The sequence below is a fragment of the Streptomyces sp. NPDC092369 genome (genome assembly GCF_044755245.1).
Taxonomy (GTDB): domain Bacteria; phylum Actinomycetota; class Actinomycetes; order Streptomycetales; family Streptomycetaceae; genus Streptomyces.
In genome coordinates this window covers 194,356-216,468 of record NZ_JBIVQP010000006.1, presented here as the reverse complement: position 1 = coordinate 216,468, position 22,113 = coordinate 194,356, and the positions used below count along the sequence as shown (strand labels likewise).

At 70.1% G+C, this 22,113-nt stretch carries 19 protein-coding genes and 1 pseudogene; 16 read left to right on the top strand and 4 right to left on the bottom strand.

The genetic code is table 11. The annotated features are described in order from the left end of the window. Positions 1-54: 54 nt before the first annotated feature. Entirely contained in the window at positions 55-858 is an 804-nt protein-coding gene (locus ACIQI8_RS32885; RefSeq protein ID WP_402358502.1) for an exodeoxyribonuclease III, read from the top strand. Here ACIQI8_RS32885 and ACIQI8_RS32880 read toward each other — a convergent pair. Further along, positions 855-1,505: a MerR family transcriptional regulator gene (locus tag ACIQI8_RS32880; RefSeq protein WP_402359699.1), complete on the bottom strand. Its 651-nt coding sequence runs from the start codon at positions 1,503-1,505 to the stop codon at positions 855-857. The two genes, ACIQI8_RS32885 and ACIQI8_RS32880, sit on opposite strands and share 4 nt — an antisense overlap. A 163-nt stretch (positions 1,506-1,668) precedes the next feature. Between ACIQI8_RS32880 and ACIQI8_RS32875 the strand changes: the two genes are divergently transcribed. The 4 genes from ACIQI8_RS32875 (at position 1,669) to ACIQI8_RS32860 (ending at position 5,335) form a co-directional block, all read left to right on the top strand. Continuing rightward, the gene (locus ACIQI8_RS32875) at positions 1,669-3,228 is read left to right on the top strand and encodes a flavin-containing monooxygenase (RefSeq protein ID WP_402358499.1); all 1,560 of its coding nucleotides are present in this window, start codon (positions 1,669-1,671) and stop codon (positions 3,226-3,228) included. Then, positions 3,225-4,181 carry an alpha/beta fold hydrolase gene (locus tag ACIQI8_RS32870; RefSeq protein WP_402358496.1) on the top strand — a complete coding sequence of 319 codons (957 nt, stop codon included), beginning with the start codon at positions 3,225-3,227 and terminating at the stop codon, positions 4,179-4,181. The genes ACIQI8_RS32875 and ACIQI8_RS32870 overlap by 4 nt, the downstream gene beginning before the upstream one ends. After that, positions 4,178-5,062: an SDR family oxidoreductase gene (locus tag ACIQI8_RS32865; RefSeq protein WP_402358493.1), complete on the top strand. Its 885-nt coding sequence runs from the start codon at positions 4,178-4,180 to the stop codon at positions 5,060-5,062. Before ACIQI8_RS32870 ends, ACIQI8_RS32865 begins: the two co-directional genes overlap by 4 nt. A gap of 87 nt (positions 5,063-5,149) precedes the next feature. Continuing rightward, positions 5,150-5,335: a hypothetical protein gene (locus ACIQI8_RS32860; RefSeq protein ID WP_402358490.1), complete on the top strand. Its 186-nt coding sequence runs from the start codon at positions 5,150-5,152 to the stop codon at positions 5,333-5,335. A 124-nt stretch (positions 5,336-5,459) separates the two neighbouring features. Here ACIQI8_RS32860 and ACIQI8_RS32855 read toward each other — a convergent pair whose 3' ends face one another. After that, complete coding sequence (locus ACIQI8_RS32855; protein ID WP_402358487.1) at positions 5,460-8,735, bottom strand: S41 family peptidase; 3,276 nt, start codon at positions 8,733-8,735, stop codon at positions 5,460-5,462. 167 nt (positions 8,736-8,902) lie between these two features. Here ACIQI8_RS32855 and ACIQI8_RS32850 point away from each other — a divergent pair, with 167 nt between their 5' ends. From ACIQI8_RS32850 to ACIQI8_RS32840, 3 genes are all read left to right on the top strand, one after another. Continuing rightward, positions 8,903-9,505 (top strand): TetR/AcrR family transcriptional regulator, encoded by a 603-nt coding sequence (locus ACIQI8_RS32850; RefSeq protein WP_402358484.1) that lies wholly within the window; start codon positions 8,903-8,905, stop codon positions 9,503-9,505. Positions 9,506-9,666: 161 nt separating this feature from the next. Further along, complete coding sequence (locus ACIQI8_RS32845; protein ID WP_402358480.1) at positions 9,667-11,880, top strand: MMPL family transporter; 2,214 nt, start codon at positions 9,667-9,669, stop codon at positions 11,878-11,880. A 162-nt stretch (positions 11,881-12,042) separates the two neighbouring features. After that, positions 12,043-12,432, top strand: a complete 390-nt coding sequence (locus ACIQI8_RS32840) for a hypothetical protein (protein ID WP_402358477.1) — start codon at positions 12,043-12,045, stop codon at positions 12,430-12,432. Here ACIQI8_RS32840 and ACIQI8_RS32835 read toward each other — a convergent pair. Together ACIQI8_RS32835 and ACIQI8_RS32830 are read right to left on the bottom strand one after the other, a co-directional pair. Next, positions 12,405-13,362: pseudogene (locus ACIQI8_RS32835) on the bottom strand (protein kinase family protein). The gene ACIQI8_RS32840 and the pseudogene ACIQI8_RS32835 overlap by 28 nt on opposite strands. A 37-nt stretch (positions 13,363-13,399) precedes the next feature. After that, positions 13,400-13,804, bottom strand: coding sequence for an ATP-binding protein (locus ACIQI8_RS32830; protein WP_402358474.1), 405 nt, complete (start codon positions 13,802-13,804; stop codon positions 13,400-13,402). A gap of 124 nt (positions 13,805-13,928) precedes the next feature. Here ACIQI8_RS32830 and ACIQI8_RS32825 point away from each other — a divergent pair, with 124 nt between their 5' ends. The 8 genes from ACIQI8_RS32825 to ACIQI8_RS32790 all read left to right on the top strand — a co-directional run bounded on the left by ACIQI8_RS32825 (position 13,929) and on the right by ACIQI8_RS32790 (position 22,091). Further along, positions 13,929-14,774 carry a helix-turn-helix domain-containing protein gene (locus ACIQI8_RS32825; protein ID WP_402358471.1) on the top strand — a complete coding sequence of 282 codons (846 nt, stop codon included), beginning with the start codon at positions 13,929-13,931 and terminating at the stop codon, positions 14,772-14,774. After that, positions 14,771-14,950, top strand: coding sequence for a DUF397 domain-containing protein (locus ACIQI8_RS32820; RefSeq protein ID WP_402358468.1), 180 nt, complete (start codon positions 14,771-14,773; stop codon positions 14,948-14,950). The genes ACIQI8_RS32825 and ACIQI8_RS32820 overlap by 4 nt, the downstream gene beginning before the upstream one ends. Then, positions 14,947-15,501 (top strand): isochorismatase family protein, encoded by a 555-nt coding sequence (locus ACIQI8_RS32815; protein ID WP_402358465.1) that lies wholly within the window; start codon positions 14,947-14,949, stop codon positions 15,499-15,501. Before ACIQI8_RS32820 ends, ACIQI8_RS32815 begins: the two co-directional genes overlap by 4 nt. Positions 15,502-15,526: 25 nt before the next feature. After that, positions 15,527-16,057, top strand: coding sequence for a YbaK/EbsC family protein (locus tag ACIQI8_RS32810; RefSeq protein ID WP_402358463.1), 531 nt, complete (start codon positions 15,527-15,529; stop codon positions 16,055-16,057). After that, positions 16,054-16,899 carry an EamA family transporter gene (locus ACIQI8_RS32805; RefSeq protein WP_402358460.1) on the top strand — a complete coding sequence of 282 codons (846 nt, stop codon included), beginning with the start codon at positions 16,054-16,056 and terminating at the stop codon, positions 16,897-16,899. Before ACIQI8_RS32810 ends, ACIQI8_RS32805 begins: the two co-directional genes overlap by 4 nt. Before the next feature lie 122 nt (positions 16,900-17,021). Beyond that, complete coding sequence (locus ACIQI8_RS32800; RefSeq protein WP_402358457.1) at positions 17,022-17,975, top strand: ABC transporter ATP-binding protein; 954 nt, start codon at positions 17,022-17,024, stop codon at positions 17,973-17,975. Next, positions 17,972-19,324, top strand: a complete 1,353-nt coding sequence (locus ACIQI8_RS32795; RefSeq protein ID WP_402358454.1) for an ABC transporter permease — start codon at positions 17,972-17,974, stop codon at positions 19,322-19,324. The genes ACIQI8_RS32800 and ACIQI8_RS32795 overlap by 4 nt, the downstream gene beginning before the upstream one ends. Positions 19,325-19,337: 13 nt before the next feature. After that, on the top strand, positions 19,338-22,091 hold the full coding sequence (locus ACIQI8_RS32790; protein ID WP_402358451.1) for an alkaline phosphatase family protein: 2,754 nt from the start codon (positions 19,338-19,340) through the stop codon (positions 22,089-22,091). Positions 22,092-22,113 lie beyond the last annotated feature (22 nt).

Sequence of the window (22,113 nt, the reverse complement as noted above, 5' to 3'; positions counted from 1 at the left end):
CTATGCACAGAGCGGGACATCGGACTGTGTCCAGTGTGCCGGTATCGTTCCCGCGTGCTCACTGTGACCTCCGCCAATGTCAATGGACTGCGTGCCGCCGCGAAGAAGGGCTTCGTGGAGTGGCTCGCCGGGACCTCCGCCGATGTGCTCTGCCTGCAGGAGGTGCGTGCCGAGCCGCAGCAGTTGCCGGAGGACGTCCGCACCCCCGACGGCTGGCACGTCGTGCACGCGCCGGCCGCCGCCAAGGGCCGCGCCGGCGTCTCGCTGTACACGCGCCGCGAGCCCGACCGCGTCCAGGTCGGCTTCGGCTCGGCGGAGTTCGACACGAGCGGGCGCTACGTCGAGGCCGACCTGCCCGGTGTCACGGTCGCCTCCCTCTACCTCCCCTCCGGCGAGGTCGGCACCGAGCGCCAGGACGAGAAGGTCCGCTTCATGGGCGAGTTCCTGGCCTACCTCAAGGAACTGCGCGAACGCGCCGCCGCCGACGGCCGCGAGGTCGTCGTCTGCGGCGACTGGAACATCGCCCACCAGCCCGCCGACCTCAAGAACTGGCGCGCCAACCAGAAGAGCTCCGGCTTCCTCCCGGAGGAACGCGCGTGGCTGACGCGGGTCTTCGACGCGGCGGACGGTGGGTACGTCGACGTCGTGCGCGCCCTGCATCCGGAGGTGGAGGGGCCGTATTCGTGGTGGTCGTACCGGGGGCGGGCGTTCGACAACGACACGGGTTGGCGCATCGACTACCAGGTCTGTACGCCCGGCCTCGCCGCCAAGGCGGTCAAGGGACTCGTCGAGCGAGCGGCCACGCATGCCGAGCGGTGGTCGGACCATGCGCCGGTGACGGTCGTGTACGACCGCTAGTCCTCGCGGCTCTCGCCGGCCCCGGTCCCATCCCGCTTGCGCAACCGTCGGTCCAACGCCAGTGACAGTTCCGCCTCCACCACGCTTCGGGCCAGTGGGCGCAGGCGTTGGAGGTTTTCTTCCGGGCCGTGGCGCAGGACCAGGGTGGCGAACATCTCGGCGAGGATGTCGACGTGTTCGCGGACCTGTTTGCCCGCGGCCAGGACGTCCGCGAGGGGGATGCCCTCGCGGACCAGGGCGGAGGAGACGTCCAGGAGGCGGCGGCTGATGTGGACGATCTCGTCGCCGTCGGTGCCGAGGTAGCCGAGTTCCATGGCGGCGGCGAGGTTCTCGGTGGTGACCTCGCCCTCGAAGCGGGCGGCGAGTTCCTCGGGGGTGAGGCGGACCGGCTCCTCCTCGGTGGGGCCGCCGACGCCGAGGAGGTCGGCCACGTCCCGTCCGTGGTCGAGGGCGTCGGCGAGTTCCGCGATGCCGTTGAGGGTGTGGCCGCGCTCCAGCATCGCCGAGATCGTGCGCAGGCGCGCCAGGTGGTGGTCGTCGTACCAGGCGATGCGGCCCTCGCGGCGGGGTGGCCCGATCAGTTTGCGCTCGCGGTAGAAGCGCAGGGTGCGCACCGTGATGCCGGCCTTCGCGGCCAGCTCCTCCATGCGGTATTCGGTTCGTCGTCCCTCGGCCGCTGTCACGTCGGTGAGCCTATGTCGTACCGGCGGTAACTTTCCTTCCGCCGACCCCTACCCATGAGTACGGAGCTGTTCTACGCTCCGACTGTGCCAGTGATTACTGGCGGAGTCGCGCTGCGGAGGCATCGGCATGGCTGAACACGAACATGTGCGGGTGGTGGTCGTCGGGTCCGGGTTCGGAGGACTCGGGGCCGCCGTGCGGCTGCGGCGCGAGGGCATCACCGACTTCGTCGTGCTGGAGCGGGCCGCCAGCGTCGGCGGCACCTGGCGGGACAACAGCTATCCGGGGTGCGCCTGTGACGTGCCCTCCCACCTGTACTCCTTCTCCTTCGCCCCGTATCCCGACTGGCCGCGCGCCTTCTCCGGGCAGGAGCACATCCGGGCCTATCTGGAGCACGTCACCGACGTCTTCCACCTGCGGCCCCACCTCCGCTTCAACTCCGAGGTCAAGAAGATGACCTGGGACGGGGAGCGGTTGCGCTGGGACATCGAGACCAGTTCGGGGGCCTTGTCCGCCGACGTCGTCGTCTCCGCCACCGGGCCCTTGTCCGATCCGAAGACGCCCGACATCCCGGGGCTCGACTCCTTCCCCGGCGAGGTCTTCCACTCCGCCCGCTGGAACCACGACTACGACCTGCGCGGCAAGCGCGTCGCCGTGGTCGGCACCGGCGCCTCCGCCATCCAGATCGTGCCCGCCATCCAGCCGCGGGTCGGCCGGCTCACCCTCTTCCAGCGCACCCCGCCCTGGGTCATGCCCCGCGCCGACCGTGCCATCAGCGGCGCCGAACGGGCGTTGCACCGCGCGCTGCCCTTCACCACCCGGGCCCGTCGCGGACTGCTGTGGGGGATAAGGGAGTTGCAGGTCCAGGCCTTCACCAAGCACCCCGAAGAGCTCGGGTTCGTCGAGCGGCTGGCCAAACGGAACATGGCCCACGCGATCAAGGACCCGGCCCTGCGCGCCAGGCTCACCCCGGACTACCGCATCGGCTGCAAGCGGATCCTGCTCAGCAACACCTACTATCCGGCGCTCGCCCAGCCCAACGTGGACGTCGTCACCAGCGGGTTGAGCGAGGTGCGCGGTTCCACCCTCGTCGCCGCCGACGGCACCGAGACCGAGGTCGACGCGATCGTCTTCGGTACGGGCTTCCACGTCACCGACATGCCGATCGCCGACCGCGTGGTGGGCGCCGAGGGCAAGACCCTCGCCGAGGCGTGGACGGGTGGGATGGAGGCCCTGCGGGGCGCTTCCGCGGCCGGGTTCCCGAACTGGATGACCATCATCGGGCCCAACACCGGCCTCGGGAACTCGTCCATGATCCTGATGATCGAGTCCCAGCTGAACTACATGGCGGACTATCTACGGCAGTTGGACGTCCTCGGCGGCGAAGCGGCCCTCGACGCCCGGCCCGGCGCGGTGCGCGCGTGGAACCGGCGGGTGCAGGAGCGGATGGAGCGGACCGTGTGGAACACCGGCGGCTGCACCAGCTGGTACCTCGACGCGAGCGGCCGCAACACCACCGTCTGGCCGGGTACGACGACCGAGTTCCGGCGGGCCACGCGACGGGTGGATCTGGGGGAGTACGACGTCGTACGGCCGTCGGCCGAACCCGCCCGGGGTGTCCCCGCCGAGAAGGCCGTCTCCGCCGAGAAGGGTGCCGACAAGGGCCCCAGGGAAGAGGTTTCCGCGTGAGCCGCCCGATGCATGTCACCGCCGGTCCCTACGCCCCGCCCGTCCCCGCCCGCGAGATGACCGCCGTCTCCGCCGACGGTTCCCGGCTCCACGTGGAGATCCACGGACCCGAGGACGCCCCCGCCGTCGTCCTCGCGCACGGCTGGACCTGCTCGACAGCCTTCTGGGCGGCCCAGATCCGCGACCTCGCCGCCGACCACCGCGTCATCACCTACGACCAACGCGGCCACGGACGCAGCCCGGCGAGCCCCGCCTGCAGCACGGACGCCCTCGCCGACGACCTCGAAGCCGTACTGAAGGCGACCCTCGCACCGGGCCGACAGGCCGTGATCGCCGGTCACTCCATGGGCGGCATGACGGTGATGGCGGCGGCCGGCCGCCCCGCGTTCCGGGAGCACGCCGCCGCCGTCCTGCTGTGCAGCACCGGTTCCTCGCGGCTGGTCGCCGAGTCGACCGTCCTGCCGATCCGGGCGGGGAAACCGCGGACCTGGCTGACCAAGAAGATCCTCGGCGCGCGCGGACCGCTCGGGCCGGTCACGCCCGTCTCCCGCGCCATGCTCAAGTACGGGACGATGGGCCCCGGTTCGGCGCCGCACATGGTCGAGGCGGTCGCACGGATCGTGCTCGCGTGTCCGCCCAGGGCGCGGCACGCCTGGTCGAAGGTGCTGGACCTGCTCGAACTCGACCACGGCGTACGGGAGATCGGCGTACCGACGGCCGTGCTGTGCGGGACCGCCGACCGGCTGACACCGCCGGTGCACTCGCGGGCGCTGGTCGCCGCGCTGCCCAACTGCGTGGGCAGCACGGAGTTGGCGGGGGTCGGGCACATGACGCCCGTCGAGGCGCCGGAGTCGGTGAGCGGGCGGATCCGGGAGCTGGTGACGACGTACGTGACAGTCAGTACGGCTGATACAGCCGATACGCGCGACACGGCCACCAAGGAGAGCGCATGAGCAGGGTCGGTCTCGAAGGGCAGGTCGCCGTCGTCACCGGAGCGGCGCGCGGTGTGGGGGAGTTGCTCGCCCGGAAGCTGTCCGCGCGCGGGGTGAAGGTGGCGTTGGTCGGGCTCGAAGCGGACGCCCTCAAGCAGGTCTCGGGGCGGTTGCACAGCGACAGCGACCACTGGTACGCCGACGTCACGGATCACGAGGCGATGGCCCGGGTGGCGCGGGAGGTGAAGGAGCGGTTCGGGAAGATCGACATCGTGGTCGCCAACGCCGGTGTGGCGACGGGCGGTCCGTTCGTCGACTCCGATCCGGACGCCTGGCGGCGGGTGATCGAGGTGAACCTGATCGGGTCGGCGGTGACAGCTCGCGCCTTCCTGCCCCACCTGATGGAGAGCCGGGGCTACTTGCTCCAGATCGCCTCCCTCGCGGCGATGACTCCGGCGCCGATGATGACCGCGTACTGCGCCTCCAAGTCCGGTGTGGAGGCGTACGCGCACAGCCTGCGGGCCGAGGTCGGCCACAAGGGCGTGCGGGTCGGGGTGGGGTATCTGTCCTGGACCGACACCGACATGGTGCGCGGAGCGGACCAGGACGAGGTGATGCGGGAGCTGCGGCAGCGGTTGCCGTGGCCGTCCAACAAGACGTATCCGCTGGGCCCCGCCGTCGACCGGATCGTCGCCGGGATCGAGCGGCGGTCCAGCCATGTGTACGGGCAGTGGTGGCTGCGGGGGATGCAGGGGGTGCGCGGGTATCTGCCGGGGGTCATCGGAACGGTCGGGCAACGGGAGATGAAGCGGTTCGGGTCACGGTTGGAGGGCATGCGGAACGGGCTCGTCGGCGCAGGTGGGGCGGCGGATGAGAAGGCTCGCGCTACGCACCGTGACTGATCGAAATGCGAGGGTTGTCCCGGCGTGTGAATCTGGTCGAGGCCCGGTCAAGGGCCGTTCCCCCACGCGATACGGGAGTGAACCCACATGGGTATGAAGGACCAGTTCCAGGACAAGTCGCAGGAGTGGCAGGACCAGGCCAAGAAGAAGATGGAGGAAGCCAAGGACGAGGCTTCCGAACGGTCCAGCCGTCGTGACGAGGAGTCCGAGCGGGGTGCTCCGCGGCGTCAGCAGGAGGAGCAGGACCGTATGGACCAGGACTTCGACGTCTAGGTCTGGCTTGTCCTACGGACGTGGGGCGCCCCGTGTGTGGGGGCGCCCCACGTCCGTGTTGCTGTGAGGGGTGCGTTGTCGGGTGCGGGACGGCGGGGGCTGGTCGCGCAGTTCCCCGCGCCCCTTAGGGCGTTGTCCTCGGCGGCAGTTTTGGACGGGACCGGTCCGGCACTGCGGAGTAGTCGGGCGGTGTCGCCGGCGGCCTCGTCTCCAGCAGATCGACGGCCAGTCGGATCGCGTCGTCGAGTTGGACATGGCGGCCCTCCGCCCAGTCCAGGGGCGTGCGCAGGACCTCCAGGTCGGGGGTGACGCCGTGGTTCTCCACGCCCCAGCCGTACGCGTCGAACCAGGCCGCGTTCATCGGGACCGTGATGATCGTGCCGTCGCCCAGGCGGTGGCGGCCGGTCATGCCGACGACTCCGCCCCAGGTGCGCTGGCCGACCACCGGGCCCAGCTTGAGCAACTTGAACGCCGCCGTGATCATGTCGCCGTCGGAGGAGGTCGCTTCGTCGGCGAGGGCCACCACCGGGCCCCGGGGGGCGTTTGAGGCGTACGACACCGGCTGGGCGTTGCGGGTCACGTCCCAGCCGAGGATCACGCGCGTGAGCTTCTCGACCACCAACTCGCTGATGTGGCCGCCCGCGTTGCCGCGTACGTCGACGAGGAGTGCCGGGCGTGACACCTCCATCCGCAGGTCCCGGTTGAACTGGGCCCAGCCCGAGCCGCCCATGTCGGGGATGTGCAGATAGCCGCAGCGACCGCCGCTCAACTCCCGTACCACCGCCCGGCGTTTGGCCACCCAGTCCTGGTAGCGCAGGGGGCGTTCGTCGAGGAGGGGGACGACGGCGACCCGGCGGGCACGGCCGGCCTCGCCCTCCGCCGGGGTGAAGGTCAGCTCGACCGTGGTGCCGCCCGCGCCCGCGAGCAGGGGGTAGGGGCCGGTCAGCTGGTCCACCGGGCGGCCGTCGACGTGGGTGAGGACCGCGCCCTCGCGGATGCCGGTGCCGGCCAGCGGGGAGCGGGCCTTGGAGTCGGAGGAGTCGCCGGGGAGGATGCGGTGGACGGTCCAACCCTCGTCCCTGCGCACGAAGTTGGCGCCCAGGAGGCCCTGGCGGCGCTGGTAGTGGGGCGGGCCCTCGTTGCGGCGGGCGGGGGTGACGTAGGCGTGGGAGGTGCCCAGTTCACCGAGGACCTCACGCAGCAGGTCGGCGAACTCGTCGGGGGAGGCGACCCGTTCGACCAGCGGGCGGTACTGGTCGAGAACCGCGTCCCAGTCGATGCCGCACATCCCGGGGTCCCAGAAGTAGGCGCGGATCAGGCGGCCGGCCTCCTCGTAGGACTGGCGCCACTCGGCGGGCGGGTCGACCTCGTGCAGGATGCGGCGCAGGTCGATCCAGACGGTCGAGTCGCCGTCGGCGGGCTCCGTGGCGGGGACGGCCCGCAGTTCGTCCTCGTCGACCACGACCAGCCGGGTGCCGTCGCCGCTGAGCGCGAACCAGTCGAGGTGGTCGACCAGTTCGGACTTCTTGGCCTTGCTGATGTTGAAGTACTCAAGCGTCGGCCGCCCACTGGTGTCGTCCGGGTTGGCGAAGGTCTCGCCGAGCGCGCCCGAGATCGGCCAGCGCAGCCAGACCAGTCCGCCGCCCGCGACCGGGTACAGCGCCGAGTACTTGGAGGCGGTGACCGGGAAGGGGGTGACCCGGCTCTCCAGGCCCTCCACCTCGACGGTCACCGCGCCGTCCGCACCCTCCTCCTCCACCGGGTCCAGGCCACCGGCGGCCGGGCGGCCCTCGGGGCTCAGCGCGAAGGGGGAGGGGGTCGCCGAGGAGAGGGGGACCAGGTAGGGGCGGCAGCCGAGCGGGAAGGAGAGGTCGCCGGTGTGGACGTCGTAGACCGGGTCGAAGCCGCGCCAGGAGAGGAACGCGAGGTAGCGGCCGTCCCTGGTGAAGACGGGGTTCTCGTCCTCGAAGCGGCCGTTCGTGACGTCGACGATCAGCCGCTCGCCCGTGCCGAGTCCCGCGATGCGGGCCATCTTGATCTGGCGCAGGGACCGGCCGATGCCGGGGTGCGACCAGGTCAGCCAGGACCCGTCCGGGGAGAAGGCGAGGTCGCGGACCGGCCCGTTGATGGACCGGATCAGCTCGGTCACCTCCCCTCCCCCGGACTCCGTCCGGGAGGTGCCCTCAGAGTCCTCGGTCGCGTCGATGAGGAGCAGCCGTCCGTCGTGCGAGGCGATGGCGAGGCGTTCGCCGCGCGGGTCGGCGACCAGTTCCAGGACCCGGCCCAGCTCGCCGGAGGCAAGCCGGCGCGGCTCGCGGTCGCCGCTCGCGCGGGGCAGGGAGGCGATCTCGACCGCGTCCTCGCCCTCGGCGTCGGTGACGTAGGCGACCTGGCCGAGCGAGCCGAGCATCTCCGGGAGCCGGGCCCGTACGCCCGGGGTGTCGGTGATCGTGCGCGCGGGGCCGTCGCGATGGGTCAGCCAGTACAGGCTGCCGCGGACCACGACGGCGCTCGCACGGCCCGTCTCGTCGACCGAGAGACCGTCGACGTGCTGGGCGGCCGGGACCTGGTACGTCCGCCGGCCCGCGCGCGGCCCGCTGAGCCGTACCTCCAGGCGCCGCGGCTCGGAGCCCGCGGCGAGGTCGTCGACGATCCACAGGTCGCCCGCGCACTGGTACACCACCCGGGTGCCGTCGCTCGCCGCGTGCCGGGCGTAGAAGGCGTCGTGGTCGGTGTGGCGGCGCAGGTCGGAGCCGTCGTGGGCGCAGGAGTAGAGGTTGCCCACGCCCTCGTGGTCGGAGAGGAAGGCGATCCGGCCGCCGACGAACATGGGGGAGTCGAGGTGGCCGCCGAGGTCGGCGAGCAGCCGTTCGCCGTGCAGCCACAGGCGGCCGGTCGCGCCGCCCCGGTAGCGCTTCCAGGCGGCCGGTTCGTGCGGCGGGGTGCCTGTCAGGAGCAGCGTCCTGCGCTCGCCGTCGAGGTCGGCGACCTGGATGTCGGAGACCGGGCCCCAGGGCAGCTTGCGCCCCGGGTCGCCGTCGGTGGCGACCTTGTAGGCCCAGGTGAAGTACGAGAAGGGCTCGCCGTGCGAGGCGACGGCGAGGATCGTGCCGCCCGGGTCCCAGCCGCAGACCTGGGTGTCGGGCGACCCCCAGTAGGTGAGCTGCCGCCCGGGGCCGCCGTCCACCGGCACGACGTGGATCTCGGGCACCAGGCTGCGCCAGCTCGTGTACGCGATCCGCCGGCCGTCGGGCGAGAAGCGGGGGTGCCCGGTCTTCGTGCGGTCGACGGTCAGCCGCCAGGCGCGCTCCCGGCCGTCGAGCGGGGAGAGCCAGAGGTCGTCCTCGGCCACGAAGCACAACAGGTCACCGCTGAGATGAGGCAGGCGCAGGTAGCTCACCTCCCCATGCTTTTCCGGCAGATGGGTACCAGCAACTCAGATCCTGCTTACGGATTCCTCACATACGTGACCCAACGCACGTACGAAACGGTTTCGTTTCGCTCGGCTTCGGGGTATCTTCATGGTTGTACGAACGAGTAAGCACACGGAGTGAGAAGGTGAGAGGCATGACCGAGGTTGTCGCAACGGCGCGTCGCAGTCGGATCACGCCCGAGCGTGAGGCCGAGCTCTACGAGGCCGTGCTCGACCTGCTCCGTGAGGTCGGCTACGACGCCCTGACCATGGACGCCGTCGCCGGCCGCACCCGTTCCAGCAAGGCCACGCTCTACCGCCAGTGGGGCGGCAAGGCCGAGCTGGTGGTACGAGCCATCAAGCACACCAAGCCGGATCACGGCGAGGGCATCGACACCGGTTCGCTCCGGGAGGACCTGCACGCCTCCATCAGGGTCGACGACGACTGCACCCTCGAGAAGAACTCGTCGCTGATGCGGGGCGTCGCCATGGCGATGCACAACAACCCGGATCTGCGCCGTGCCTTCCGGGCGCAGCTGGTCGAGCCGGAGATGTCCGGCTTCAACCTGATGATCCGGCGTGCCATCGACCGGGGCGAGGTCCGCGAGGACTGTCCGGCGCTGGAGTTCGTGGTGCACATGATGGTCGGCGGGTTCGCGACCCGGGCGCTGCTCGAAGACCAGCCGCCCACCCAGGACTTCCTCGTTTCGTACATCGACGCCGTGGTCCTCCCCGCCCTCGGTGTACCCACCAGCTGATCCCTGGCGCCCCTCGTCGGCTGACCCCTCCCCGTACCCCCTGCACCACCTCACCACCTGACGTCACCGCTCAAGTCGTCGGGACGATCACCCCTGCCTCCCCGCCGGGCTGATCACCCCTGCCCTGCCCCACCACACGACCTGACCGGGAGAACGCCCTCGTGGCCACGATCCTCTACAGACTCGGCCGGTTCGCCTTCAGGCGACGGCACTTCGTCGCCCTGTTCTGGGTGGCACTGCTGACCCTCGTGGGAGTGGGCGCGGCCAGCGCCCCGGCCGCGGGGACGACCTCCTTCTCCGTCCCGGGCACGGAGGCCCAGAAGGCCTTCGACCTGCTGGAACAGCGCTTCCCCGGCACCACGGCCGACGGCGCCACCGCACGCGTCGTCTTCAAGGCGCCGGCCGGCGAGAAGATCTCCGACGCCGCCAACAAGGCGATCGTGAAGAAGGCCGTCGACGATCTGGCCGACGGCTCCGAGGTCACCTCCGTCGCCGACCCGTTCAAGGCGCACGCCGTCAGCAAGAACGGCACGATCGCCTACGCGTCGGTGAGCTACAAGGTCTCCGGCATGGAGCTCAAGGACTCCTCCCGGGACGCCCTGGAGGACACCGCCAAGCAGGCGCAGGACGCCGGGCTGACCGTCGAGGTCGGCGGTGACGCGCTGCAGACGACGCCGGAGACCGGGTCCACCGAGATCATCGGCATCGCGGTCGCGGCCGTCGTCCTCGTCATCACCTTCGGTTCCCTGATAGCGGCCGGACTGCCGCTGCTCACCGCCCTCATCGGCGTGGGCATCGGTGTCTCGGCGATCACCGGCCTGGCCAGCGCGCTGGACCTCGGCTCGACGACCTCGACCCTGGCGATGATGATCGGCCTCGCGGTCGGCATCGACTACGCCCTGTTCGTCGTCTCCCGCTACAGAGCGGAACTGGCCGACGGACGGGATCGCGAGGAAGCGGCCGGAAGAGCGGTGGGCACGGCGGGTTCCGCGGTGGTCTTCGCGGGTCTGACGGTGGTCATCGCGCTGGTCGGCCTCTCCGTCGTCAACATCCCGATGCTGACGAAGATGGGCGTCGCCGCGGCCGGCACGGTGGCGATCGCGGTCTTCATCGCCCTGACCATGATCCCGGCGCTGCTGGGCTACGCGGGCCGCAGGATCAAGCCCGCCGGCCAGAAGAGCAGGTTCCTGGGCGGGGCGCGCGCGGCCAAGAAGGCCGACAAGCCCAACATGGGCACGCGCTGGGCGAGCTTCGTCGTACGCCGTCCGATCGCCGTGCTGCTGCTCGGCGTGGTCGGCCTGGGCGCCGCGGCCATCCCGGCGGGCTCCCTCGAACTGGGCCTGGGCGACGACGGCTCCCAGCCGACGTCCACCACCCAGCGACGGGCCTACGACCTCCTCTCGGACGGCTTCGGCCCCGGCTTCAACGGCCCCCTGATGATCGCGGTCGACGCCAAGGACAGCGACTCGCCCAAGGCGGCGGTGACGGAGGTCCGCGACCGCATCAAGGGCCTGGGAGACGTCCAGTCGGTCACCCCGGCGAACTTCAACAAGGCGGGCGACACGGCGACGATCACCGTCGTCCCCAACTCCAAGCCCTCGTCGGTGACGACCGAGGATCTGGTGCACTCCATCCGTGACGAGGGCGCGGACATCAAGGCCGACACCGACGCGACGGTACTGGTCACCGGCACGACGGCGATGAACATCGACGTCTCGCAGAAGCTGAACGACGCGCTGATCCCGTATCTGATCCTGGTGGTCGGCCTCGCCTTCCTCCTGCTGATCGTGGTCTTCCGCTCGATCCTGGTCCCGCTGAAGGCGGCCCTCGGCTTCCTGCTCTCCGTCATGGCGGCGCTCGGCGCGGTCGTCGCGGTATTCCAGTGGGGCTGGTTCGCGAGCGTGCTGGGCGTGGAGGAGACCGGCCCGGTCATGTCGATGATGCCGATCTTCATGGTCGGCGTGGTCTTCGGCCTCGCGATGGACTACGAGGTCTTCCTCGTGACCCGTATGCGAGAGGCCTACGTCCACGGCGAGAAGGCGAGCCAGGCCGTCGTCACCGGCTTCAGACACGGCGCGCGGGTCGTCACGGCCGCCGCGGTGATCATGATGGCGGTCTTCGCGGGCTTCATCGGCTCCAGCGAGTCCATGATCAAGATGATCGGCTTCGGCCTCGCGATCGCGGTCTTCTTCGACGCGTTCATCGTCCGGATGGCGATCGTGCCGGCGGTCCTCGCGCTGCTCGGCAAGCGGGCCTGGTGGCTGCCGAAGTGGCTGGACCGGGCGCTGCCGAACGTGGACGTGGAGGGCGAGGGTCTGAAGGCCCTGTCCGACGCGGCGGATCCGGACGAGGAGAAGGAGCTGGTCCGGGCCTGACCGACCTGGCGATGAGCGGCCTTTCGGGCCTCGGGGTGTAGTGCGCTACACCCCGGGTTCGGGAGGCCGCTCCCTCGTTGCGGGCGGCGCCGGACGGGATCGTGGACAGCGGATCGAAGAGATCCGGAAGTCCACATCATCCCTGGTCAGAGAGGCCGTCCCATGCTTACTCCCGTCGCCGCCGTCAAGAAGTCCGTGACCGAAGTCGTCCTGTGGACCTGCTTCGCCGGTGGCCTGGCCGCCGGCGCGGGATCGGGTGCGGTCATCGACGACGGCACCCAGAAGAACATCGTCACCGCCGTCGGAACGGTCATCGCCCTCCTCGCCGGCTCGCGCATAGCGAGGAAGCCGAGGATCAAGGCGTTCCTGTCCCGCCCCGGGACCCTCTGGTTCCTGTTCCTCTTCAACGGCGGTACCGCGGTCGTCCTGTACTTCACGATCGACGGCGTCAAGGGGATCCTGGCCGCCGCGATGATGGGCCTGGTGTCGCTGGGCGCGGCGGGCGGGCTCATCGCGGGCCGACGTCAGCGGGCGGAGGCGGAATGGGTGTGAGTGGGGCGGGTGTGCGTGGGGCGGGCATGAGTGGGGTGGGGGTCCAGGGCGTGGCGGATCTCGGCCGCCGGGAAGGGTGTCCGCTTGCTCTCCGTGAGCAGTCGGCGGTGGAAGTCGTCGAGGACGAGGGCGTGCGGGGCGTGGCGGTCGAGGAGGGCGGCGATGTCGGGAGGGACGGCGCCGGCGGCGGGCGGACGCCCTGCGACCCAGTCGCGCAGAAAGACTCCGTGCTCCGTCCCGCCCCGCACGTCCTCCGGCAGGTGGTGGCGCAGCAGATGATTGTGCGCGTAACTGCGGTCGTAGTCGAGGTGGGCGGTGAGGAACTCGGCCTCTTCCGGGGAGAGTTCGAAGTCGCGGCTGAGGGCGAGTCCGAAGTCGCGTGAACTCATGGAGTCCGTCCCCTGCGACAGGGCGTCCGCCGCCCAGCGGTGGTCGGGGGCGTCGGCGAGCCGGTCGGCGAGCGTTCGGGGCAGGGGTTCCAGGAACAGTACGAGGCTGAAGTCGGCGCGTCCGATGGCTTCGAGCCGACGGCGTACCACGTGGGACCCTCCCAGTGGGCGACGGCCCCCTCGACTCCGCCGAACTCGTCCACGAAGTCGGTCGGCGGCCGATCGGGCAGCACCCGCCAGTGATGGAGCAGCGGGAAACCGGCGTACTCGTTCCGCAGGACCCAGGCGGTGGTGATGAGATGCGCGACCGCACGTGCTCCGGCCGGAGTTCGAGGTCGGTCAGGGGAACTCGCTTCACGAATACGGGAGTTCCGGCGACGTCCATCTCGGACCGGCGCCCGCCGATCCCTGAACCGATGACCGGCGCGGCGGCGACGGCCTCGGCGAGTCGGCGGTCGCTGAGCAGGGAGAGCCGCGCGCCGACGTCGGCGTAGGCGGAGAGGCGGGTGTCGCCGGCGGGGAGGGACTCGGTCTCGGGCACCGGCGGCTCCAGAAGTACGGGGGTACACACGTGGTGGTCAGCGCCGGTCAGTATTCACCTCGGCCCACACGGTCTTCTTCGGATACGGCCCCATGGCCACGCCCCACCGGTCCGCCAAGGCGTCCACGAGGAGAAGGCCTCGGCTCGACTCCGCACCCGGCGCGGCGGACGCGAGGTGGGGGAGCGCGTCGGCCCGGGTGTCCGTGACCTCGATACGGAGGGTGTCGCCGACGACGTACAGCGTCAGGCGGAAGTCCCGTCCCGGTACGCGACCGTGCGTCACCGCGTTGGCGGCCAGCTCGGCGACGATCTGCGCGGCGGTCTCCGACGGGAGTTGCCAGGCGTGGAGTTGTTCGGCGGCGAGGAGTCGGGCGAGGCGGGCGCCTCGGGGGGTGGGGGAGAGGGGGACGGAGAAGTTGCGGATGGTGATTTCTTGATTCATGTCACTCAGAGTGGCCGCGTTTGCTTCTCTGAGTGAGTGGTGGTGCCGGTACGTAGCGTGACTGTCTTGGCTTTGTCCCGCGCTGTCTCGTCGGTCTCGGGGGTTGTACGGGTACGGAGGGTGCATGAATGAGGGTGTGGACGAGGCTGGTTGGGATGTACAGCCGGGGGACGAGATTGCGCCGTTGGTCCAGGCGGTGGGACGGATGCTCAGGTTTTTCCGCGAGGTTGCGGGGATGCGAGTGGCGGACCTGGCGCAGGCGATGGGCTACGGCGAGGACATGATCCGGAAGATCGAGCGGGGTGTGCGCATTCCGAGGCCGGAGTTCCTGGAACGGGCGGACCAACTGCTGAGCGCACAGGGTCATCTGAGGGCGTTCACGAAGGACATGGAGGAGGCTCGGTATCCGCAAAAGGTGCGGGCGCTGAAGGAGTTGGAGGACAAGGCGGTTGAGCTGATGCAGTACAGCAACCACAACATCCAAGGGCTGCTGCAGACGCCGGCTTATGCGCGCGCGCTGTACGAGACGCGGCAACCCGCGTACTCGCCGGACGAGGTGGAGCGGGAGACCGTCGCACGCATGGCGAGGAAGTCGATCTTCGAGCGAAAGCCTGCCCCGACACTCAGTTTCGTCCAAGAGCAGGTAACGCTGGAGCGCCCCATCGGTGGGAGGGTGGTGCTGCGTTCGCAGCTCGAACACCTTCTGGAGATCGGGCAGATGCGGAGCGTTACGCTTCAGGTCATGCCGACCGGCAGGGAGGGCCACGCCGGGATGGATGGGCTGGTCCAGGTGTTGAAGTTTGCTGATGGCACGGGGATCGGACGTTCCGACGGAGCGTTCAGCGGTCGCCCGGTCTCAAACCCCAGGGAGCTTCGTATCCTTGAATTGCGGTATGGCATGATCCGGGCGCAGGCCCTCACCCCGGGGGAGTCACTCGCCTTCATCGAGCAAGTGCTGGGGAGACTATGAGCACCGCCGAACTCCACTGGTTCAAGAGCAGCTACAGCGACAGCAGTGCGCCTGGCGATTGCGTCGAAGTGGCCGTGGCCCCCACCACGATCCACATCCGCGACTCCAAGGCCCCCCAAACTGCCCACCTCACCGTCGCCCCGACCGCCTGGACCGACTTCCTGGAGCAGCTGTGACCACTCTGCCGGAACGTCCCCACACCGCTCTGCTGGTGATCGACGTACAGGTCGCCGTCGTGGCGGATGCGCACGAGCGTGACGCGGTCGTCGCGAACATCGCCGGACTCGTCGACAGGGCACGGGAGCAAGCCACGCCGGTCGTCTGGGTCCAGCACTCCGACGACAACGTGACCCAGGGAAGCGACGGCTGGCAGTACGTCCCCGAGCTGACCCGCCAGGACGCGGAGCCCCTCGTGCACAAGCGCTACGGCGACTCCTTCGAGGACACGAGCCTGGAGGACGTCCTCGCAGAGGCCCGCGTCGGACACGTGGTCGTGGTCGGCGCGTCCACGGACGCCTGCATCCGGTCCACCATCCACGGCGCCTTCGTCCGCGGTTACGACGTCACACTCGTCGGCGACGCCCACACCACGACCGACCTGAGCCAGTGGGGTGCGCCGCCGCCGGACCAGGTCATCGCGCACACGAACCTGTACTGGAAGTACCACCAGGCCCCGGGCCGCACCGCGGCGGTGTCCGAGGCGAAGGAAATTTCGTTCGGAAACTGAGCACACCCCCCGTTACCGTGCCTGCATGACCACGAACGACAACACCACCGAAGACACGGAAGGCACCGGAGATTCCGGCGCGAGCCCTCGATTCGCCGTAGCCGTACGGGAGTTGGGGCTGGCGGACCTGCTCACCCGCGTCCGCCGCTTCCCGGACGCGACCCGCACCGCCGCCGAGGCCGCCGCGGCGATCGGGTGCGAGTTGAGCGAGATCTGCAAGTCCCTGATCTTCGCGGCGGACGGCGTCCCGGTACTGGTGCTGATGGACGGCTCGTCGAGGGTGGACCTCGAACGCGTCCGCCAGGAACTCGGCGTGGAGAAGGTCACGCGGGCCAAGGCGGACGTCGTACGGGAGACGACCGGCTACGCCATCGGCGGCGTACCGCCCTTCGGACACCGTACGAAGACGCGCGTACTGGCGGACCGTTCGCTGCTGGACCACGACGTGGTGTGGGCCGCGGCCGGCACCCCGCACACGGTCTTCCCGATGGAACCCAAGGACCTCATCACCCACGCCGGCGCGACTCTCGTGGACGTGCGCGAGCGCGACTCGTGACCCCGTTGGTGGCCACGGCCGTCCTGCTGGCCGCGGTCACGCACGCCGGCTGGAACGCCATCGCCCACCAAATCACCGACAAACTGGTCGGGTTCACGCTGATCGCGGGCGGCGGGGTACTGATCGGCCTGGCGATGATGCCGTTCGTACCGATACCGGCGCGCGCGGCATGGCCGTACCTGTTGCTCTCCGCCGTGATCCACGTCGCGTACTTCGTCCTGCTGATGCGATCGTTCAAGCTGGGCGACTTCGGCCAGGCCTACCCCATCGCCCGAGGCACCGCACCCCTGGTGGTCACCCTCCTGGCCGCGGTGTTCGCCCACGAGGTCCCCAACGCCTGGGCCGCCGCGGGCATCGCCTTGTCCTGCACGGGCTTGACGGGCGTCGCCGTATGGGGCATGCGCGGCAGCCGCCCCAACTGGCCGGCGATCGGCGCGGCCCTGGCAACGGGCCTGACGATCGCCGCGTACACGGTCGTCGACGGCCTGGGCGTCCGCGCCTCGGGCTCGTCCCTCGGCTACATCGCCTGGCTGATGGCCCTGGAGGGCGTGGCCATCCCGGCGTACGCGGCCACCCGCCGGCGCACCGAACTCCTCACGGCCCTGCGCCCGCTCGCCGCACTCGGCCTCCTGGGCGCGGCCATGTCCGTCACCGCGTACGGGCTGGTCCTGTGGGCCCAGACAAAGGCGGAACTGGCACCGATCGCGGCGCTGCGCGAATCGTCGATCATCGTGGGTGCCGCGATCGGCGCCGTCTTCTTCAAGGAACGGTTCGGTGTGTCCCGGATCATCGCCGCCCTGCTGCTCGTGGCCGGGATCGGGCTGATGCTGCGGGCGAGTTGACCGGACCGTTCCCCGGGCTTGCCGACGACTTGACGGTTCGTTCCATGGGCGTTCAGACAGCTGTCCGTGTCCGGGATGGGTGGTGCCCCTAGGGTCCCTGAGGATGTCGAAAGAAGGGGCTCATGGGCATACTCCACGCGGTCCGGGCCGGCGGGATCACCAAGTGCTTCGGCGACGTCGTCGCGCTCGACGGCGTCGATCTGGAGGTGACGCAGGGTCAGATCCACGGTCTGGTCGGGCCGAACGGGGCGGGCAAGACCACCCTGCTCGGGCTGCTGTTGGGTCTGGCCGTCGCCGACAGCGGGCGTCTGGAGATCCTCGGTCGGCACGTCGGGCGGGCGTTCGCCGCTCCCGACGGCGTCGCCGGGTTCGTGGACGGGCCCGGTCTCTACCCCTCGCTCACCGCCCGGCAGAACCTCGCCGCGCTGGCCGCGCTTCGGGGTGGCGACGCGCGTACGGCGGGAATCGACGACGTGCTCGACCAGGTCGGGCTCACCGATGTCGCCGACGACAAGGCCCGCGGCTTCTCGCTCGGCATGCGTCAACGGCTCGGGCTCGCCGCCGCGCTGCTCACCAAGCCCCGGCTGCTGGTGCTCGACGAGCCTTCCAACGGGCTCGATCCGGCGGGCAAGAGACAAGTGCACGGCGTCCTCACCCGGCTCGCCGCCGAAGGAACCGGCGTGGTGCTCTCCAGCCACCGTATGGACGACCTGGAGGCGCTGTGCTCCGAGGTCACCATCCTCGCCACCGGACGGGTCGTCTTCTCGGGGCCGTTGAGCAAGCTGGCCACCGAGAGCCGTGAACTCGCGTACCGGTTGCGGACCTCCGACGTCGAGGCCGCGCGCCGGCTCGCCGCCGACACGGCCGGCATCCGGATCGTCGACGACAGCGCCGTACGGCAGGACGCCGAGGTGTTCGTCGTGCGCGCGCTGACACCCGCCCTCGACGACCTGGTGGCGGGGCTCGTGCGATCGGGCGTCGCGGTACGTGAACTCGCGCCCCTGGTATCGCCGTTGGAGGCCGCTTTCCTCGCGCTCACCGAGCCGGAGCGGCAGGAGCGGGGGGCCGGCCGATGACCACCGCGACCGCCGTCGCCGAACACACCGCCGTGGCCCGTCGCGTCTCGGTCGCGCGCGGCTACCGCTTCGAACTCGTCAAGCTCGTCTCGCAGTGGCGGATCCGGCTGCTGGTCCTCGCCTGCTGGGTCGCGCCCGCGCTCTTCGTCGCGGGGGTGAGCGGGCAGAGCACGCTTCCCTCGGACACCCTCTTCGGGCGCTGGATGCACGCCACGGGGTGGGCCGCGCCGCTGGTCGTGCTGGGTTTCGCGGGGAGTTGGGCGCTTCCGCTGGTGACCTCGCTCGTCGCGGGCGATGTGTTCGCGGCCGAGGACCGGCTCGGGACCTGGCGGCATCTGCTGGTGGCGGTCCGTTCGCCCGCCCGGATCTTCGTGGCGAAGGCGCTGGCCAGCGTCACCGTCATCCTGGCGCTGGTGGCGGGGTTGGTCGTCTCCAGTACGGTCGGCGGGCTGCTGGCGGTCGGCAACCAGCCGTTGGTCGGTCTCGACGGTCACCTGCTGTCGCCCGGAGACGCGGCCGGCCGCGTCCTGCTCGCCTGGACCGCGGCCCTCGCCCCGACCCTGGCCCTCGCCGCGATCGGACTCCTCGGGTCGGTCGCGCTGGGGCGGTCCTCGATGGGACTGCTGCTGCCCGTGCTGGTCGCGCTGGCGATGCAGGTCGCCCAGATGCTGCCGCTGCCCGTCGCCGTGCGCCTCGCACTGCCCGGCTACGCCTTCATCGCCTGGAACGGCCTGTTCACCAGCCCGGCCCAGCTCGCCCCACTCCTTATCGCCGTCGCGGTCAGCCTGGTGTGGGCGCTGCTCGCTATCGCGCTGGCCTATGTGCTGTTCGTACGGCGGGACTTCACCAACCCGGCCTACGACGGTTCCGGGCGCCGCGCGATCACCGTGGGCCTGCTGCCGCTGGCCGCGCTGACCGCCGTCACCGTGGGGGCGGTCGTGGTGGCGACGCCGTCGACCGGTTCGGGGATCGAGCAGGCGAAGGTGCAGAAGTCCCTCGCGACGGTGTTCGCGCACCTCTATCGCCTGCAGACCGAGCAACTGCACCGGCCCGCCGTCACCGAGGCGCAGCTTCGGACCTCGGCGGCGTGCACCAAGAGCGACGGCCAGGCCGCCCAGGAGGGGGCGGGCAACGACTGGCGTTGCGTCGTGAGCTGGCATCTCCCCGGGGTCGCGGTCACCGGGACGGCGATCTACCAGCTCGACATCACCTCGGACGGGCGGTTCGTGGCGGACGGCGACGGTCCCAAGGAAGTCAACGGCTACTTCCTGGTACGGACTTCGACCGGCGACGCCCCGAATCCGCTGTGGCAGTTCGACGGCAACGTCGATCTGCTCGACACCCACTGAAGGGAACAGTTCCGTGCAGGTAATTCGCCGGCGTCGGATCAGCGAGAAGAAACACGTCACCCTCTTCGGCAGACACGTCGGCCGCCGGGCACTGCTGGTGACGACGGGTATCGCCGTCGCCCTCGGTGTCACGGGCACGGCGGTCGCCTCCACCTACCGGTTCGGCACCCAGCAAGTCGGCCAGACCACCGCCAACGGCCAGGTCATCTCCAGCGACCAGTACATCAAGCCGTACGGCAGCCGCACCGTCATCGACGACGGCAAGATCATGTCATCGACGGTCAGCCCGGACGGCACCCGGCTCGCGGCCTCGATCGCGGACGGTGACGCCTCCCTGGTGATCATGGACCTGGCCACCGGTCAGGTGAAGCAGAAGATCGGCACCAACGCGGCGGACGACCTGCGCATCAGCAGCGGCGCCGTCGGCCAGGAAGGCCCGACCTACTCGCCCGACGGCAAGCAGCTGTGGCTCGGTCAGGCCAACGGGTACACCAAGTTCACCGTCAACGCCGACGGCACCCTCGCCGCTCCGACCGCCGTCCCGATCGCGGCCGACGGCACCAAGCAGGCACTCGTGGGCGCGGCCGTGTTCTCCGCCGACGGCTCCACCGTCTACTCGGCGGTCAACGGCCAGAACAAGGTGGTCGCCATCGACGCGGCGACCGGAACCGTCAAGCAGACCTGGGTCGTTGGTACCGCCCCGCGCGGAATCGCCCTGGTCGGCGGCACGTTGTACGTCAGCAACGAGGGCGGGCGCCCGGCCAAGCCCGGCGACACCACCATCAACTCCTACGGCACCGACGTGCCGGCCAACCCGAGGACGGGCGCCAGCAGCACCGGCACGGTCAGCGTCATCGACACCGCCGACCCGTCCGCCGCCGTCGGCACCATCGCCGTAGGACTGCACCCGACCGCCGTGTACGCCAAGAAGGACGCGGTGTTCGTCACCAACACCGCCGACAACACCGTGTCGGTCATCGACACCCGCAAGGACAAGGTCGTCCAGACGATCGCCACCCAGCCGTGGCCCGAGGCGTCCGTCGGCTACGAGCCGAACGCGGTGACGCTCACCGACGACGGCCGGCTGCTGGTCACGCTCGGGCGTGCCAACGCGGTCGCCGTCTACCGCTACAACTCCCCGCAGCAGCCCGCCCGTTACGTCGGCCTGCTCCCCACCGACTACTTCCCCTCGGGGATCACGGCCATCGGCAAGCAGGTAGTCGTCGCCAACACCCGTGGCGTCGACGCGCTCCGCCCCGACGCCGCCGGCCACAACACCCACGACACGACGTCGAGCGTCACGCAGTTCACGCTGCCGAGCGACCTGACCGTCAAGTCCCAGACGGCCAAGGTCTTCAAGCAGAACGGCTGGACGCCCGGCTCGGTCACCACGGCCAAGGGCAGGAGCCACCCGAAGGCCGTCCCGGTCCCCGCCCGGCTCGGCGACCCCTCGACGATCAAGCACGTCTTCCTGCTCGTGAAGGAGAACCGCACCTACGACCAGGTCTTCGGTGACATCCCGGAGGGCAACGGCAACGCCTCGCTCACGCAGTTCGGTGCGAACGTGACGCCCAACCAGCACGCGCTGGCCGAGCAGTTCGGGCTCTACGACAACTTCTACGACATCGGCACCAACTCCGCCGAGGGCCACAACTGGCTGATGCAGTCGGACAACCCGGAGTACACCGAGTCCTCGGCCGGTGAGTACACGCGCAGTTACGACACCGAGAACGACGTCCTCGGCCACCAGAAGACCGGGTTCATCTGGACCGGAGCTCAGGCGGCCGGCAAGTCCGTCAAGGACTTCGGCGAGTTCCAGTCGCTGGAGACCAAGCCGGCCGGCGCGACCTGGCAGAACCTCTACTGCGACAGCAAGAACATGGCCGCGACCGGAGCGCAGACCGCCTACCCCATCAAGACGGGCTCGGCGATCCCCTCCCTCAACGACGTGTCGGTGCAGGGGTTCCCGCTGTTCGACCTCGACGTGCCCGACATCTACAAAGAGCAGATCTGGCAGCAGGACTTCGACAGGAACGGTCCGGCGAACCTGAACATGTTCTGGTTCTCCAACGACCACACCGGCGGCCCGGCGAACGCGGCGGCCGAGGTCGCCGACAACGACCTCGCGGTCGGCCGGATGGTCGACAGGATCACGCACAGCACGTACTGGAAGGACTCGGCGATCTTCGTGGTCGAGGACGACTCCCAGGCCGGACTCGACCACGTGGACGGCCACCGCGCCCCGGTCCAGGTCATCAGCCCGTACGCCAACCACGGCACGGTCGACGACCACTACTACTCGCAGATCACCATGGTCCGTACCGTCGAGCAGATCCTCGGGATCCACCCGATGAACCAGCTCGACAGCGCGGCCACGCCCATGTACGGGGCGTTCACACGGAAGGCGGACAACACCCCGTTCACGGCGGTGCCCAACCGGACCTCGCTGACCCTCGGGGTGAGCCCCCAGCCGTCCTGCGGCTCGGACACCCCGGCGGCCCAGGACACCGCCGCGGCACCCGCGCCGACGTCCGTCTCGGTGCCGGCCGCCGAGAGGGCGCTCGCGGCGCAGTGGCAGACCTGGGCCTCGCACCAGCGGCTGACCGGCCCGAACGCGGTGCCGGACTACGCCAACCCCACCCAGATGAACCGCTATACCTGGTACCAGACCCACAACTGGTCCAAGCCGTATCCCGGTGACAGCAAGATCTACACGCCGAACGACGTGCCGGGCGCCTACCTCCCCTCGCCGGAGTCCGACGGCTGACGCCGTCGCCGAAGAGGACCTC

Bases quoted from the DNA above. Each gene is read 5' to 3' on its own strand.
- ACIQI8_RS32880 (WP_402359699.1), bottom strand. From the start codon at position 1,505: ATGGAGGAGCTGGCCGCGAAGGCCGGCATCACGGTGCGCACCCTGCGC.
- ACIQI8_RS32875 (WP_402358499.1), top strand. From the start codon at position 1,669: ATGGCTGAACACGAACATGTGCGGGTGGTGGTCGTCGGGTCCGGGTTC.
- ACIQI8_RS32865 (WP_402358493.1), top strand. From the start codon at position 4,178: ATGAGCAGGGTCGGTCTCGAAGGGCAGGTCGCCGTCGTCACCGGAGCG.
- ACIQI8_RS32860 (WP_402358490.1), top strand. From the start codon at position 5,150: ATGGGTATGAAGGACCAGTTCCAGGACAAGTCGCAGGAGTGGCAGGAC.
- ACIQI8_RS32850 (WP_402358484.1), top strand. From the start codon at position 8,903: ATGACCGAGGTTGTCGCAACGGCGCGTCGCAGTCGGATCACGCCCGAG.
- ACIQI8_RS32840 (WP_402358477.1), top strand. From the start codon at position 12,043: ATGCTTACTCCCGTCGCCGCCGTCAAGAAGTCCGTGACCGAAGTCGTC.
- ACIQI8_RS32830 (WP_402358474.1), bottom strand. From the start codon at position 13,804: ATGAATCAAGAAATCACCATCCGCAACTTCTCCGTCCCCCTCTCCCCC.
- ACIQI8_RS32825 (WP_402358471.1), top strand. From the start codon at position 13,929: ATGAATGAGGGTGTGGACGAGGCTGGTTGGGATGTACAGCCGGGGGAC.
- ACIQI8_RS32820 (WP_402358468.1), top strand. From the start codon at position 14,771: ATGAGCACCGCCGAACTCCACTGGTTCAAGAGCAGCTACAGCGACAGC.
- ACIQI8_RS32810 (WP_402358463.1), top strand. From the start codon at position 15,527: ATGACCACGAACGACAACACCACCGAAGACACGGAAGGCACCGGAGAT.
- ACIQI8_RS32800 (WP_402358457.1), top strand. From the start codon at position 17,022: ATGGGCATACTCCACGCGGTCCGGGCCGGCGGGATCACCAAGTGCTTC.
- ACIQI8_RS32795 (WP_402358454.1), top strand. From the start codon at position 17,972: ATGACCACCGCGACCGCCGTCGCCGAACACACCGCCGTGGCCCGTCGC.